Source organism: Aeromonas sp. R4-2 (assembly GCF_040908295.1).
Lineage (GTDB): Bacteria > Pseudomonadota > Gammaproteobacteria > Enterobacterales > Aeromonadaceae > Aeromonas > Aeromonas veronii.
This window is the reverse complement of sequence record NZ_JBFODL010000006.1, coordinates 43522-57913: the sequence shown is the minus strand read 5'-3', so window position 1 is coordinate 57913 and position 14392 is coordinate 43522. Positions and strand designations below refer to the sequence as shown.

Here is a 14392-nt window from a genome sequence, read left to right as displayed (position 1 = left end):
CTACTCACCGTTAATAAACGACTTTATTTTTCAATACCTTATTCAGGAGAGATGATGTTCAACCCCGTCGATCATCCCCATCGCCGCTTCAACCCGCTGACCGGCCAGTATGTGCTGGTCTCCCCCCATCGGGCCAAACGCCCCTGGCAGGGACAGGTGGAGAAGGTGAGTCAGGCCCCCAAACAGGCCCACGATCCCGACTGTTTCCTCTGCGCGGGCAACACCCGGGTCACCGGCGACATCAACCCCGACTACAAGGGCACCTTCGTTTTTACCAACGACTTCGCCGCCCTGATGCAGGATACCCCGGCCGCCAATAGCGCCAGCGATCCCCTGCTGAAGCTGGAAGCCGCCCGCGGCACCAGCCGGGTCATCTGCTTCTCGCCGGATCACGGCAAGACCCTGCCCGAGCTGCCGTTGCTCGCCATCGAAGGGGTGATCACCACCTGGAGGGATCAGGTCGCCGAATTGTCGGCCCAGTGGGAGTGGGTGCAGGTATTTGAAAACAAAGGGGCCGTTATGGGCTGCTCCAACCCGCACCCCCACGGCCAGATCTGGGGCAGCGATTTCCTGCCCAACGAGATCGCCCGCGAAGAGCAGCACCAGCGTGACTGGCTGGCCGAGCATGGCCGCCCCATGCTGCTGGAGTATGTGGAGCGGGAGCTGGCGGATCGCTCGCGCATCGTGGTAGATACCGAACACTGGCTTGCCGTGGTCCCCTTCTGGGCCGCCTGGCCGTTCGAAACCCTGCTGCTGCCCAAGGCGCACGTCCCCTCCATGCTCAATATGACCCAGGCCCAGCAACAGGATCTGGCGGTAGCGCTCAAGGAGCTCACCAGCCGTTACGACAACCTGTTCGAGTGCAGCTTCCCCTACTCCATGGGCTGGCACTTTGCCCCGCCCAAATCGGATTGCCCCGAGGCGTGGCAGTTGCATGCCCACTTCTATCCGCCACTGCTGCGCTCCGCCACCGTGCGCAAATTTATGGTGGGCTTCGAGATGCTGGCCGAAACCCAGCGCGACCTGACTCCGGAGCAGGCCGCCGAGCGGCTGCGCGCCCTGAGCCCCATTCACTACACCCAGACCAGCCACACCAATGAGGAGGCCCTATGACCCCCAGCCAACGCGTCAGCACCGTTTTTGCCGAGCAATTTGCCAAAGCGCCCGATCTGCTGGTGCGCGCCCCCGGCCGCGTCAACCTCATCGGTGAACATACCGACTACAACGACGGCTTCGTGCTGCCCTGCGCCATCGACTACGAGACCTGCGTTGCCATCGGCCTGCGCGATGACCGACAAGTGCAGGTGATCGCCGCCGACTACGACAACCAGCGCGACCTGTTCGACCTCGACCAGCCCATCGAGCACCACCCCAGCCAGCGCTGGAGCGACTACATCCGCGGCGTGGTGAAGTATCTGCAGGAGCGCGGCTATGCCCTGCGCGGCCTCGATCTGGTGGTCTCCGGCAACGTGCCGCAGGGGGCGGGGCTCTCCTCCTCCGCCTCGCTGGAAGTAGCCATCGGTCAGGCATTCAAAGAGGCGCTGAGGCTCGACATCAGCCAGGCCGAGATCGCCCTCAACGGCCAGCAGGCGGAGAACAAGTTCGTCGGCTGCAACTGCGGCATCATGGATCAGATGATCTCCGCCAGCGGCAAAACGGATCATGCCCTGCTGCTCGACTGCCGCTCGCTGGAGACCCGCCTCATCCCCATGCCGGCGGATCTGGCGGTGCTGATCGTCAATTCCAATGTGCGCCGCGGTCTGGTAGACAGCGAATACAACACCCGTCGCCAGCAGTGCGAAGCGGCCGCCCGTCACTACGGAGTCAAGGCGCTGCGCGACCTCGATCTGGCCGGACTGGAAGCGCGCAAGGCCGGGCTGGATGATGCTTGCTATCGTCGTGCCCGCCACATCGTTGGGGAAAATGCCCGCACTCTGGCGGCCGCCGATGCGCTGGCGAGCCACGATCTGACCCGTCTCGGCGAGCTGATGGCCCAGTCGCACGCCGCCATGCGCGATGACTTCGAGATCACAGTGCCCGCCATCGACGGTCTGGTGGAGATCATCAAGGCCAGGATCGGCACAGATGGTGGCGTGCGGATGACCGGTGGCGGCTTCGGCGGCTGCGTGGTCGCCCTGCTGCGCCCGGAGAAAGTGGCCGAGGTGATTGCCGCCGTCGAGGCGGAGTATCCGGCCATCTCTGGCCTCAAGGCCGACTGCTACGTCTGCTCTGCCAGCGCCGGTGCAGGCAAGCTATGAGCAGCGCCATGACCCCGTTCGAGCTGGAAAATGAAGAGGGGCTGCGGCTGCGCGGCCTCGACTTCGGCGCCACCCTCACCTCCCTCACCCTGCCGGTGGTGGGCAAACGGCGTGAAGTGCTGCTGGGCTGTGCCGACGACGCCTATCCCACCCAGCAGGTGTGGCTGGGTGCGGTGGCCGGGCGTTTCGCCAACCGCATCGGCGGTGCCGAGCTGGTGCGTGATGGACAGCGCTGGCCGCTGAATGCCAATCAGGCCCCCAACTGTCTGCACGGCGGGCAGGCAGGCTTTCATCGCCAGCGCTGGCAAATCAAGGAGCTGGAGGCGGATCGGGTCAAGCTGGCATTGCTCTCCCGAGCGGGGGATCAGGGCTTTCCCGGCAATCTGCGGGTCACCCTGGAGTACCGGCTGGAGCAGAACGATCTGGTGGTGGATTTCATCGCCAGCACGGATACCGCTACGCCGGTCAGCCTCACCAGCCACGCCTACTTCAATCTCGATGGGCAAACCGATGGCGACGATGTCCGTGACCACCTCATCAGCATCAATGCCGACCACTTCCTGCCGACCGACCCGAGCGGTTTGCCGATCACCATCACTCCGGTGGAGGGGCCGTTCGATCTGCGCCGCGAGCGCCTTGTCGGACAGGATTGGCTGAGCCATCCCCAGCAGCAACAAGCCAAGGGGTACGATCACGCCTTTGTGCTCAACGGCCCGGCGCAGGAGTGGGCTGCTCACGTGGTATCGGGTGACAGACAGCTGGCGATGGAGGTCTATACCAACCAACCCTCGCTACAGTTCTATACCGGCAACTGGCTGGCCAATACCCCGAACCGTAGCTGCCTGTCGCACCGGGATCACGACGGCTTCTGTCTTGAGGCGCAACAGCTACCGGACAGCCCCAATCGCCCCGAGCTGGGCAACCCCTGGCTGCTGCCGGGCGAGCGTTATCACCACCAGACCCGCTACCGCTTTATCCGCGACTAACTTAAAGAATTCATGATTTTTACATAGCCTCAGCAGTCACAATCGAGCAAGATATGCCGCCCCGAGACCCTTTCGGGGCGTTTTTACATCAACGAAGTTAAGGATTGTTTGTTCGATGACTGACACTTATAGCCTGCTGGTCGCCTTTATTCTGGGCGTCGTCGAGGGGCTGACCGAGTTCCTCCCCGTCTCCTCCACCGGCCACATGATTATCGTCGGCCATCTGCTGGGCTTTGAAGGGCCCAAGGCTGCCACTTTCGAAGTGGTGATCCAGCTTGGCTCCATCCTCGCCGTGGTCGCCGTCTTCTGGCGCCGCCTGTTTGGCCTGATTGGCATCCACTTCGGCCAGAAGCCGTCCCGGGATCACGCCACCCTGTCGCTGGTGCATGTCATCCTCGGCATGATGCCCGCCATCGTGGTCGGTCTGGCCATCCACAGCTGGATCAAGGCCAACCTGTTTGGTCCGCAGACCGTAATGTACGCGCTGGTCGCGGGGGGCATCCTGCTCATCATCGCCGAGAAGTTCCGCCCGGCCGTCACAGCCGAAACCCTGGATGACATCAGCTACAAGCAGGCGTTCGGCATCGGTCTGTTCCAGTGTCTGGCCCTGTGGCCCGGCTTCTCCCGCTCCGGCGCCACCATCAGTGGTGGCATGCTGATGGGGATCAGTCGTCACGCCGCCGCCGAGTTCTCTTTCATCATGGCGGTGCCCATGATGGTGGCGGCCAGTGGGCTTGATCTCTACAAGAGCCGCGATTTCCTCTCGATGGCCGACTTCCCGATGTTTGCTGTGGGCTTTATCACCGCCTTCGTGGTGGCGATGTTTGCGATCAAGACCTTCCTGACATTGATCCGCCGCATCGACTTTATCCCGTTCGCCATCTACCGCTTTATCGTGGCATTCGCCGTCTATCTGGTGTTTGTCGCCTGACCGGCAACCAGCAATCAAATGAAAAAAGGGACCAATATGGTCCCTTTTTCTATGGCGTCATAGTGCTCAGTAGAGGTGCTGGCTGATGCCATTCAGCAGCCGCGACAACCCCTTGGTGAACTGCACCGGCGCATCCTGCACCGTGTAGCAGAGGCAACCGTCCGGCGTATGCGGGCTGTGGGAGTGGCTGGCATCACGCCAGATGAAATCCCCCGCCTTGTAAAGGGTATCGCCATCCTGAATATTGCCAGCCAGCAGCAAGGTCAGCTCATAGCCCTGATGGGTGTGCTCGGGGATGCGGCCGCCCGCTTCGATATGGAGCAGGCTGGCGCGTGCCCCCATCTCGTCCAGCGGCAAACTCTGCTGACGAATAGCCCCGATATGGCGCCACTTGGGCGAACGGTAGCGGGCCAGCACCCGTGGCAAACGGTAGGCGTGACCGGCCACCTCCAGCTCGCCGGGCTGGACTCGGGGCTGGTCATATGTTGGCTCGGAGAGGGGCTCTGCCAGCGGCTGGGCCAGAATATCCGCCAGCATGGCGTCAAATCCGGCATCCAGCGCCACTTCATCGCGGGAGTCCAGCTCAGGCTCTGCTGGCGAAGCAAGATATAGCTGCGCCAGCTCCTCTTCGAATGTCTTCAGTCGGGCAGCACAATCGGGGCAGAGTTCACAGTGGGCGGAGAGCCCCACCGCCAGCGGCAGAGGGAGCTCGTCAGCGGCGAAGGCACGCAGCATAGGGTCGGTCGGATGGGCTTTAATCATGGCCTTGCTCCACTTGCTCTTTCAGTTTCTGTAACGCCAGCCGCAGGCGGGACTTGATGGTACCGAGCGGCACGCCGAGTCGTTCCGCCAACTCCTGCTGGGAGAACTCCTGCAGATAGATGCCACGCACCACCTGCTGTTGCGGCTCCGGCAGGGTGCCCAGATAATGGGCCATCTGACGAGTCAGCACCGCATCTTCCCCCCCGCTCAGGTGCTCCTCTTCGGCCTGAAACTCCAGCACCGGCCACAGCTCCTCGGCACAGAGATCCTCCTTGCTGGCGCGACGACGGCGCAGCATGTCGAAGCACTGGTTGCGCATCACGGTGTAGATCCAGGTGGTCGGCGCCCCCTTCTCGGGGTGGTAGAGACGCGCCTTCTGCCACACCAGCAGCATGGTCTCCTGCACCAGCTCCATGGCGTTGGCTTCGCTGCCGAGGTGGCGCAGGCCGTAGCTGCGAATACGCGGCGCAAAGTGTTGGAACAGGCGGGCAAAAGCAGCCTTGTCGGCCTGCTCTGCCACCCTGATCAGCAGAGATTTGAGATCGCCATCCGGGTTATCCATCACGGGCGAGGTCCTGCGTATGGTCGAGTGTGGTTGGCCAGTATATGCCATTGCGCCATCCCTTTGGTGTGCTGTCGAACATGCTGTGGTGATGACTTGTACGGCGCTGCGGCAGTGGCGGATCAGCGGGTCAGGAAAAAATCAGTGGCTGGCCACCAGCACCCCTTTGAGCAGGGCGATGGCGGGCTGATTGTCGGCGGCGGCCAGCAGCAGTTGTTTCTGTTCAGGGGGGATCGGCAGCACCTCCAGCCAGCGCTGGGCCACCCAGTTGCCATCGTCCCAGCGAGGGGAGGGATAGAGGGCGGCATAGTCGGGATAGTCGGCAAACACCTCCCGCAGCGCATCGACCAGCGGCTGCTGATCAGGATGGAGCCGGCGGGGCGGCCAGGCCGTCAGCGGCGTCACCTCGCCGATACGCAGGCCATCGGGCTCCTGCCACAGATCCTCTATCTGCACCCGCTCCATCCCCTGCACCGTGATCCCCAGCATGCCGTCCGGCAGCCGGTCGAAATCGATGATGGTGACCCGGGTGGCGATGGGCAGCATGTTGCGCAGAGCGTCGGGCTGGCGAGGGTCCACCATGCAGAGGGCAAAGCCGGACTCCCCCGCCTCTGCGATCATCCGCTGGTATCTCGGTTCGAAGATCCGCAGCGGCATGACGCCGCCGGGCAGCAGGTGGGCAGATAGGGGAAACAGCGCCAGTCGCATCGCAAACTCCTCGGTTGGGAACCTCTGTTGATACGCCGGGCCAGAGGGAGGAGATCATTCCCGTCAGCGGAAAGGAAAAACCCTTAACAATCAGGGGAAAATAGCCTGGACAAGCCGCTTCGATATGCAGTAGAAATGGATAAGCACCGTAATTTCCGCCCAATATTCTGGAATATGGCGCTAAACGCAGTGAAATATCCGCCCGACAGCGAGCGGCGGGTCATCCCTATAGTTTTCTCGGGCCGATGCGGGTAAAATTCACGCCCTTATATATCAGTCATTTTTCGACGCGCAACCTTGGTGGTCAGTTATGAAAGAGCATATTCATCATCTACTTGAACAAACGGTAGCCAATCTCAAGTCAGCAGGCGTCCTGCCGGCGGACCTGGAAGCCCGCGTGCAAGTAGACCGATGCAAGGAAAAAGCTCACGGCGACCTGGCTACCAACCTGGCCATGCTGCTGGCCAAACCGGCCCGCAAGAATCCCCGTGAGCTGGCGGCTACCATCATCGAGCACCTGCCTGCCTCCGACCTGATCGCCAAGGTCGAGATCGCCGGTCCCGGCTTCATCAACTTCTTCTTCGACCAGCGCTGGCTGGCCGGTCAGGTTGAGGCCATGGTGACCTCTGCCAACGCCAACGTACGGTTGCCCGCACCACAAACCGTGGTGGTGGACTACTCCGCCCCCAACGTGGCCAAAGAGATGGCGGTGCACCACATCCGTTCCACCGTACTCGGTGACGTGGCTGCGCGCGCGCTGGAATTCCTCGGCCACAAAGTGATCCGTGCCAACCACATCGGCGACTGGGGCACCCAGTTCGGCATGCTGATCGCCTATCTGGAAAAGATGTCCAACGAACACGCCAGCGACATGGCACTCAAGGATCTGGAAGCCTTCTACACCCAGGCCAAGCGTTGCTACGACGAAGACGAAGCCTTCGCCGAGCGTGCCCGTAACTACGTGGTCAAGCTGCAGGGCGGCGACGAGTACTGCCGTACCATGTGGAAGAAGCTGGTCGACATGACCATGGAACAGAACCAGATCAACTATGACCGCCTGAATGTCTCCCTGACCAACAAGGACATCATGGGCGAGTCCATGTACAACGACATGCTGCCGGAGATCGTTGCCGACCTGAAAGCCAAGGGGCTGGCGGTCGAAAGCGAAGGCGCCACCGTTGTCTTCCTGGACGAGTTCAAGAACAAGGATGGCGAGGCCATGGGCGTCATCATCCAGAAGAGCGATGGCGGTTTCCTCTACACCACCACCGACATCGCCTGTGCCAAATACCGTTATGAAACCTTGGGCGCCGACCGTGTCATGTACTTCATCGACTCCCGTCAGCACCAGCACCTGATGCAGGCCTGGACCATCACCCGCAAGGCGGGCTATGTGCCGGAATCCGTGCCGCTTGAGCACCACGCCTTCGGCATGATGCTGGGCAAGGATGGTCGTCCCTACAAGACTCGTTCCGGTGGCACCGTCAAGCTGGTTGACCTGCTCAACGAAGCGGAAGAGCGCGCCGCTGCCCTGCTGGAGAGCCGCAACAGCGACCTCTCTGCCGAAGAGAAGGCCAACGTGGTCAACGCAATCGCCATGGGCGCGGTCAAGTATGCGGATCTCTCCAAGAACCGCACTACCGACTACATCTTCGACTGGGATCTGATGCTGTCGTTTGAAGGCAACACCGCCCCTTACCTGCAGTATGCCTACACCCGTATCCAGTCCATCTTCCGCAAGGCTGGCGTCGATGCCGCTACCCTGACCGGCAATGTGACCCTGAACGAAGAGGCCGAAGAGGTGCTGGCCCAGAAGCTGATCCAGTTCTCCGACGCGGTCAATGGCGTGGCCGACAAAGGCATGCCGCACCTGCTCTGTACCTACCTGTACGAGTTGTCCGGCAACTTCATGACCTTCTATGAAGCCTGCCCGATCAACAAGGATGGCGTGGACGAGGCAACCCGTCAGAGCCGTCTGCTGCTTTGCGCCGCCACCGCCAAGGTGCTGAAACTGGGCCTCGGCGTACTGGGCATCCATACCCTGGAGCGCATGTAATAGATGGCAACCCGGGATTATGTCGGCAGCCGCCCGCGACGTCGGGCGGGTGGTCGAAACAGCAAGAAAGCGGCCCCTCGCCGCTTTCCTGTTATTCCAGTGCTGCTGGTCGTGGCACTGCTGGCAGGCTTTGGTGGCTTCCTTTACATGATCAATGGCAAGGGCAGCGACGCCCCCACCATCGAAGAGCAGGTAAAGGCCAACAAGCCAAAACCACAGAACAACGGGTTGCCACAGGAGAAGTGGAGCTACATCGAACGGCTTGAGAACAAGCAGGTCGATGTTATCGAGCCACCGCCCCAGCCGGGCGTGCTGCCACCGCCCCCCGCCGATACTCTGACCCTGCAGCCGGAAAAGCTGCCGCAACCGGTACCGACCGACATTCCCCAACCGGGAACACCTATCGGCCAGCCCAAGCCCTATCAGCCCAATCCGGCGACCACGCCTGACAACGGTGCGCCCGTTGCCAGCGCTCGGGAACAGGTGATCGATCGCCAGGCCGAACGGGAGCGAATGGAGCGGGAGATCCGTGCCGAGCTGGAGCGGGAGCAGGCCGAAGCGGCCAAGGCCAAAGCGGCTAACCCGCCAGCCCAGACCGCAGCCGCCGACAGCGGTCGCTATATGATGCAGTGCGCGGCTCTGCGCTCGCAGGATTCCGCAGAGTCGCTCAAGGCACGTATCGCCTTCACCGCCGGTCTCTCTTCCAGCCTGCAGGTGGTCAACACAGCCAACGGTACCGTCTACAAGGTGATGGTGGGCCCCTTCAACGGCAAGGCGGCCGCCGACGCGGCCAACGGCAAGCTGCAGAGCTCCGGCATCAGCGGCTGCATTCCCAAGAAAGGGTAATCCGCTTACCGATGACGCAGGGCCGGGTGGCAACACCCGGCCCTGTTCTTTTGGTGCCACTCGCACCCACGCTGTTTGCTACCCCGTTTATCCCGACCAAAGGCAGGGTTGAAAAGCCCGTTTGCCATCCCCATCTTTCTTGCCATGCACAGTCAGGCCGTCATTCGGCTCAAGCGAGGTAAGTAAAGTGACTACCATAGTTTCAGTTCGCCGCAACGGTCAGGTCGTCATCGGTGGCGATGGCCAGGTCTCTCTTGGCAACACCGTCATGAAGGGCAACGCCCGCAAGGTTCATCGTCTCTATAACGGCAAGGTGCTGGCCGGTTTCGCTGGCGGTACCGCCGACGCCTTCACCCTACTCGAACGTTTCGAAGCAAAACTGCAGGCCCATCAGGGTAATCTGGAGCGCGCCGCCGTGGCGCTGGCCAAAGATTGGCGCACCGATCGCGCCCTGCGCCGCCTTGAAGCGCTGCTGGCCGTGGCCGACGAACACAAATCCTTCATCATCACCGGCAACGGTGACGTGGTACAGCCGGAGCACGATCTCATCGCCATCGGCAGCGGCGGCAACTTCGCCCAGTCCGCCGCCATCGCGCTGCTGGAAAACACCGAGCTGGATGCCAGGACCATTGTCGAGAAGTCCCTCAAGATTGCGGGCGATATCTGCGTCTTCACCAACGGCAACCACACCATCGAAGTGCTGGACTACGCTGCCAAGTAAGGCCGCCAGCCAACCCAATTTCCCAAGGGGTGGGCACTGCCCGCCCCGGATACAGGAACACCATCATGTCCGAGATGACCCCGAGAGAAATCGTCCACGAGCTGGATCGTCACATCATTGGTCAGGCCGATGCCAAGCGCGCCGTTGCCGTTGCCCTGCGCAACCGCTGGCGCCGGATGCAGCTCAACGAAGAGATGCGCCATGAAGTGACCCCGAAAAACATCCTGATGATCGGCCCGACCGGTGTCGGCAAGACCGAGATTGCCCGTCGTCTGGCCAAGCTGGCCAACGCCCCCTTCATCAAGGTGGAAGCGACCAAGTTCACCGAAGTGGGCTATGTCGGCAAGGAAGTGGACAGCATCATTCGCGATCTGACCGATGCCGCCATCAAGCTGGTGCGCGAAACCGAGATGGAGAAGATGAAATACCGCGCCGAGGAAGCCGCTGAAGAGCGCATCCTCGACGCTCTGCTGCCCAACCCGCGCAACACCTGGGGTGAAGAAGAGAAAGCCGACAACTCCAACACCCGCCAGATCTTCCGCAAGAAACTGCGGGAAGGTCAGCTGGATGACAAGGAGATCGAGCTGGAACTCTCCGCCTCCCCGATGGGCGTCGAAATCATGACCCCGCCGGGCATGGAAGAGATGGCCAACCAGCTGCAGGGGCTGTTCCAGAATCTGGGCCAGAACCAGAAGAAGAAGCGCAAGATCAAGGTCAAAGAGGCCATGAAGGCGCTGATCGAAGAGGAAGCGGCCCGCCTGGTCAATCCGGAAGAGCTGAAGCAGAAAGCGATCGCTGCGGTCGAGAACAACGGCATCGTCTTCCTCGACGAGATCGACAAGATCTGCAAGCGCGGTGAGAGCTCGGGCCCCGATGTCTCCCGTGAAGGGGTACAACGCGACCTGCTGCCGCTGGTCGAGGGCTGCACCGTCAACACCAAGCACGGCATGGTCAAGACAGACCATATCCTGTTTGTCGCCTCCGGCGCCTTCCAGATTGCCAAGCCGTCCGACCTCATCCCCGAGCTGCAGGGCCGTCTGCCGATCCGCGTCGAGCTGACCGCCCTGACCACAGATGACTTCGAGCGTATCCTGACCGAACCGAACGCCTCGCTGACCGATCAGTACAAGGCGCTGATGGCCACCGAAGGGGTCAATATCGAGTTCACCAAGGATGGCATCCGCCGTCTGGCCGAAGCGGCCTGGCAGGTCAACGAGCGTACCGAGAACATCGGTGCCCGTCGTCTGCACACCGTGATGGAACGCCTGATGGAAGACATCTCCTACGACGCCTCCGAGAAGTCCGGCGAGACCTTTGTCATCGATACCGACTACGTCAACGCCCACCTCGGCAAGCTGATTGAAGACGAGGATCTGAGCCGCTTTATTCTGTAAGCGCAATTCTGTTTGTAAAAAAAACGCCTCCAGCAATGGGGGCGTTTTGCATTTTAAGACCCAGCGCCCTTCTCTCTATGTCCCACTCGCACCCAGCAGCAAAACACTCAACTGGTATACCTAATTTTGTATATCTTTGAATTTTATCGAATTACCCCTGACGAGATATATAAATAGACACTTGATTTGCATCAATTGCCCGCCCCGACTGACTGGGTAGCCTAGCCCCAGAATGATGTTTTATTACTCCAAACTAGAGGCAATCATGAGCAAAGTCAGACTGGTCGTTGTGGGCAACGGCATGGTGGGGCACCGCTTCATCGAAGAGTTGATCGAGCGGGCCGACCCGGGCCGCTACGAGATCACCGTCTTCGGTGCAGAACCCCGTCCCGCCTACGATCGCGTCCATCTCTCCTCCTACTTCTCCCATCACACCAGCGAAGATCTCTCCCTCGTCAAACCCGGCTTCTACGACAAGCACGGCATCCGCCTGCTGCTCGGCGAAGCGGTGAAAAAAATCGACAGGGCTAACCGCGAAGTGCACTCCAACAAGGGCACTGTGGTCGGGTACGACAAGCTGGTGCTGGCCACCGGCTCCTACCCCTGGGTACCGCCCATTGCGGGCAGTCAGCACCACGAGTGCTTCGTCTATCGCACCATCGAGGATCTGAAAGCCATCCGCAGCGCAGCCAAGAGCGGCAAGAGCGGGGTGGTGATCGGTGGCGGCCTGCTTGGCCTGGAAGCCGCCGGCGCCCTCAAGGCGCTGGGTCTCGAAACCCATGTGGTGGAATTTGCTCCGGTACTGATGGCCGAGCAGCTCGATGGTCAGGGCGGCCAGTTGCTGCGCCGCAAGATTGAATCCATGGGCGTGCAGGTACACACCAGCAAGAGCACCAGCGAGATCCTGATGCATGGCGGCGAGCAGGCGAAACACCGCCTCGCCTTCGCTGACGGCAGCCAGCTGGAAGTGGACGTGGTGGTCTTCTCCACCGGCATTCGCCCGCAAGATACCTTGGGCCGTTACGGTGATCTCGCCATCGCCGAGCGCGGTGGCATCGTCATCGACGATCACTGCCTCACCTCAGACCCCGACATCTACGCCATCGGCGAGTGCGCCGCCTGGCAGGGCCGCTTCTTCGGACTGGTGGCGCCGGGCTACAAGATGGCCCAGATCACCGTCGACCATCTGCTCGGCGGCGACAGCCGCTTCGAAGGGGCTGACATGAGTGCCAAGCTCAAGCTGCTCGGCGTCTCCGTCGGCTCCATCGGTGATGCCCATGGCCGCACCCCGGGCAGCCACAGCTATGTGTTCCAGGACGATCAGGCCGGCGTCTACAAGAAGATCGTGGTGAGCGAAGACAACAGCCGATTGCTCGGTGCCGTGCTGGTGGGTGACGTGGAAGATTACGGCAACCTGCTGCAGATGATGCTCAACGCCCTGCCGCTGCCGAGCCACCCGGACACCCTGATCCTGCCCGCCTACGCCGGTGCCAAACCGACGCTGGGGGTGGACGCCCTGCCGGAAAGCGCCCAGATCTGCTCCTGCTTCGACGTCTCCAAGGGCGACATCGCCAAGGCGGTGGCCGAGGGTCACACCACGCTGGCCGCCATCAAGCAGCACACCAAGGCCGGTACCGGCTGTGGCGGCTGCGTGCCGCTCATCAGTCAGGTGCTCAACGCCGAGCTGGTGAAGCAGGGCATCGAGGTCAACAACCACCTCTGCGCCCACTTCCCCCACTCCCGTCAGGAGCTGTTCCATCTGGTCAAGGTGGAGGGGATCAAGAGCTTCGACGAGCTGCTGGCCAAGCATGGCCAAGGCTATGGCTGCGAGGTGTGCAAACCGACCGTCGGCTCCATCCTCGCCTCCTGCTGGAACGAGCATGTGCTGAGCCCGCGCAACATCCCGCTGCAGGACACCAACGACATCTTCCTCGGCAACATGCAGAAGGACGGCAGCTACTCCGTCATCCCGCGCATGGCCGGCGGCGAAGTGACCCCGGAAGGGCTGCTGGCGGTGGCCGAAGTGGCCCGCGACTACAAGCTCTACACCAAGATCACCGGCGCCCAGCGCATCGGCCTGTTCGGGGCCCAGAAGGATGATCTGCCTGCCATCTGGCGCAAGCTGCTGGCTGCGGGTTTCGAAACCGGTCAGGCCTACGCCAAGGCGCTGCGTATGGCCAAGACCTGTGTCGGCAGCACCTGGTGCCGCTTCGGCGTGCAGGACAGCGTCGGCCTCGGGGTCTTCCTCGAGAACCGCTACAAAGGCATTCGCACCCCGCACAAGATGAAGTTCGGTGTCTCCGGCTGTACCCGCGAATGTGCAGAAGCGCAGGGCAAGGATGTCGGCATCATCGCCACCGACGCGGGCTGGAACCTCTATGTGGGCGGCAACGGCGGCATGAAACCGCGCCATGCCGACCTGCTGGCTTCTGACCTCGACCGCGAAACCCTCATCAAGCTGATCGACCGCTTTATGATGTTCTACGTCACCAGCGCCGACAAACTGCAGCGCACCTCGGTCTGGCTCGGCAATCTGGAAGGGGGCGTCGACTACCTGCGCGAGGTGATCGTCGACGACAAGCTGGGACTGGCCGAGACGCTGGAGCGCGATATCCAGACCCTGATCGACAGCTACGAGTGCGAATGGTCGCGCACCCTCAACGAAGAGGAGGCGCTCAAGCGCTTCAGCCACTTCATCAACAGCGACAAGCGCGACCCGGACGTTCAGTTCGTCAGCGAACGCGACCAGCATCGACCGGCGACCCCGGCCGAGCGCATCCCCGTCTACCAGATCGAGGTGGAGACCAAATGATGAAACTTGCCTGCCAACTCAACGACATTCTGCCGGGAACCGGTGTCTGCGCACTCATTGAAGGTCGCCAGATCGCTCTGTTCCGCCCGAGCGCGGCGGCCGAGGTATTCGCCATCGACAACCGGGATCCCTTCTTCGCCGCCAACGTGCTGTCGCGGGGCCTGATCTGCGAACACGACGGCGAGCTCTGGGTCGCCAGCCCGCTCAAGAAGCAGCGCTTTCGCCTGAGCGATGGCCACTGTTTCGACAACCCTGCGATGTCGGTTCAAAGCTACCCCGTTGAAGTGCGCGATCAGCAGGTCTGGGTCGCCGTCTAAAGCCAAATTCACTCTCTTTCGGGCTGCCAGAGGGCAGCC

The 14392-nt window shown here is 61.7% G+C and carries 13 protein-coding genes; 10 read left to right on the top strand and 3 right to left on the bottom strand.

From position 1 onward, the window contains the following. The first annotated feature begins 54 nt into the window (after positions 1–54). The 4 genes from AB5Y99_RS02435 (at position 55) to bacA (ending at position 4175) form a co-directional block, all read left to right on the top strand. Positions 55–1113: a UDP-glucose--hexose-1-phosphate uridylyltransferase gene (locus tag AB5Y99_RS02435; protein ID WP_368208644.1), complete on the top strand. Its 1059-nt coding sequence runs from the start codon at positions 55–57 to the stop codon at positions 1111–1113. After that, positions 1110–2258: a galactokinase gene (gene galK, locus AB5Y99_RS02430; protein ID WP_368208597.1), complete on the top strand. Its 1149-nt coding sequence runs from the start codon at positions 1110–1112 to the stop codon at positions 2256–2258. The genes AB5Y99_RS02435 and galK overlap by 4 nt, the downstream gene beginning before the upstream one ends. Further along, the gene (gene galM / locus AB5Y99_RS02425) at positions 2255–3244 is read left to right on the top strand and encodes a galactose-1-epimerase (RefSeq protein WP_368208596.1); all 990 of its coding nucleotides are present in this window, start codon (positions 2255–2257) and stop codon (positions 3242–3244) included. The genes galK and galM overlap by 4 nt, the downstream gene beginning before the upstream one ends. 115 nt (positions 3245–3359) lie before the next feature. Next, positions 3360–4175: an undecaprenyl-diphosphate phosphatase gene (gene bacA, locus AB5Y99_RS02420; protein WP_005355537.1), complete on the top strand. Its 816-nt coding sequence runs from the start codon at positions 3360–3362 to the stop codon at positions 4173–4175. Positions 4176–4241: 66 nt separating this feature from the next. On the opposite strand, the gene AB5Y99_RS02415 is transcribed toward bacA, so the two are convergent. From AB5Y99_RS02415 to AB5Y99_RS02405, 3 genes are all read right to left on the bottom strand, one after another. Next, the gene (locus AB5Y99_RS02415; protein WP_368208595.1) at positions 4242–4937 is read right to left on the bottom strand and encodes a ChrR family anti-sigma-E factor; all 696 of its coding nucleotides are present in this window, start codon (positions 4935–4937) and stop codon (positions 4242–4244) included. Continuing rightward, the gene (locus tag AB5Y99_RS02410; protein ID WP_005355542.1) at positions 4930–5499 is read right to left on the bottom strand and encodes a sigma-70 family RNA polymerase sigma factor; all 570 of its coding nucleotides are present in this window, start codon (positions 5497–5499) and stop codon (positions 4930–4932) included. The genes AB5Y99_RS02415 and AB5Y99_RS02410 overlap by 8 nt, the downstream gene beginning before the upstream one ends. A gap of 141 nt (positions 5500–5640) precedes the next feature. Further along, on the bottom strand, positions 5641–6207 hold the full coding sequence (locus AB5Y99_RS02405) for an LON peptidase substrate-binding domain-containing protein (protein ID WP_236322915.1): 567 nt from the start codon (positions 6205–6207) through the stop codon (positions 5641–5643). Between the two features lie 310 nt (positions 6208–6517). On the opposite strand from AB5Y99_RS02405, the gene argS reads away from it, so the two are divergent. The 6 genes from argS (at position 6518) to nirD (ending at position 14353) form a co-directional block, all read left to right on the top strand. Continuing rightward, positions 6518–8263, top strand: coding sequence for an arginine--tRNA ligase (argS, locus tag AB5Y99_RS02400; RefSeq protein ID WP_368208593.1), 1746 nt, complete (start codon positions 6518–6520; stop codon positions 8261–8263). A gap of 3 nt (positions 8264–8266) precedes the next feature. Next, positions 8267–9109: an SPOR domain-containing protein gene (locus AB5Y99_RS02395; protein ID WP_368208591.1), complete on the top strand. Its 843-nt coding sequence runs from the start codon at positions 8267–8269 to the stop codon at positions 9107–9109. Positions 9110–9296: 187 nt separating this feature from the next. Continuing rightward, a complete protein-coding gene (gene hslV, locus AB5Y99_RS02390; RefSeq protein ID WP_005342555.1) occupies positions 9297–9830 on the top strand; it encodes an ATP-dependent protease subunit HslV in 534 nt (177 codons plus the stop codon). Positions 9831–9895: 65 nt separating this feature from the next. After that, positions 9896–11224 carry an HslU--HslV peptidase ATPase subunit gene (hslU, locus tag AB5Y99_RS02385; RefSeq protein ID WP_033136355.1) on the top strand — a complete coding sequence of 443 codons (1329 nt, stop codon included), beginning with the start codon at positions 9896–9898 and terminating at the stop codon, positions 11222–11224. Positions 11225–11489: 265 nt separating this feature from the next. Continuing rightward, on the top strand, positions 11490–14036 hold the full coding sequence (gene nirB / locus AB5Y99_RS02380) for a nitrite reductase large subunit NirB (protein ID WP_042864761.1): 2547 nt from the start codon (positions 11490–11492) through the stop codon (positions 14034–14036). Further along, positions 14036–14353, top strand: coding sequence for a nitrite reductase small subunit NirD (nirD, locus tag AB5Y99_RS02375; protein ID WP_041202829.1), 318 nt, complete (start codon positions 14036–14038; stop codon positions 14351–14353). The genes nirB and nirD overlap by 1 nt, the downstream gene beginning before the upstream one ends. Positions 14354–14392 lie beyond the last annotated feature (39 nt).

Coding starts and splice junctions, on each gene's coding strand:
- AB5Y99_RS02410 (WP_005355542.1), bottom strand. CDS start 5,499: ATGGATAACCCGGATGGCGATCTCAAATCTCTGCTGATCAGGGTGGCA.
- hslU (WP_033136355.1), top strand. CDS start 9,896: ATGTCCGAGATGACCCCGAGAGAAATCGTCCACGAGCTGGATCGTCAC.
- AB5Y99_RS02405 (WP_236322915.1), bottom strand. CDS start 6,207: ATGCGACTGGCGCTGTTTCCCCTATCTGCCCACCTGCTGCCCGGCGGC.
- AB5Y99_RS02435 (WP_368208644.1), top strand. CDS start 55: ATGTTCAACCCCGTCGATCATCCCCATCGCCGCTTCAACCCGCTGACC.
- AB5Y99_RS02415 (WP_368208595.1), bottom strand. CDS start 4,937: ATGATTAAAGCCCATCCGACCGACCCTATGCTGCGTGCCTTCGCCGCT.
- bacA (WP_005355537.1), top strand. CDS start 3,360: ATGACTGACACTTATAGCCTGCTGGTCGCCTTTATTCTGGGCGTCGTC.
- galK (WP_368208597.1), top strand. CDS start 1,110: ATGACCCCCAGCCAACGCGTCAGCACCGTTTTTGCCGAGCAATTTGCC.
- argS (WP_368208593.1), top strand. CDS start 6,518: ATGAAAGAGCATATTCATCATCTACTTGAACAAACGGTAGCCAATCTC.
- AB5Y99_RS02395 (WP_368208591.1), top strand. CDS start 8,267: ATGGCAACCCGGGATTATGTCGGCAGCCGCCCGCGACGTCGGGCGGGT.
- galM (WP_368208596.1), top strand. CDS start 2,255: ATGAGCAGCGCCATGACCCCGTTCGAGCTGGAAAATGAAGAGGGGCTG.
- nirB (WP_042864761.1), top strand. CDS start 11,490: ATGAGCAAAGTCAGACTGGTCGTTGTGGGCAACGGCATGGTGGGGCAC.
- nirD (WP_041202829.1), top strand. CDS start 14,036: ATGAAACTTGCCTGCCAACTCAACGACATTCTGCCGGGAACCGGTGTC.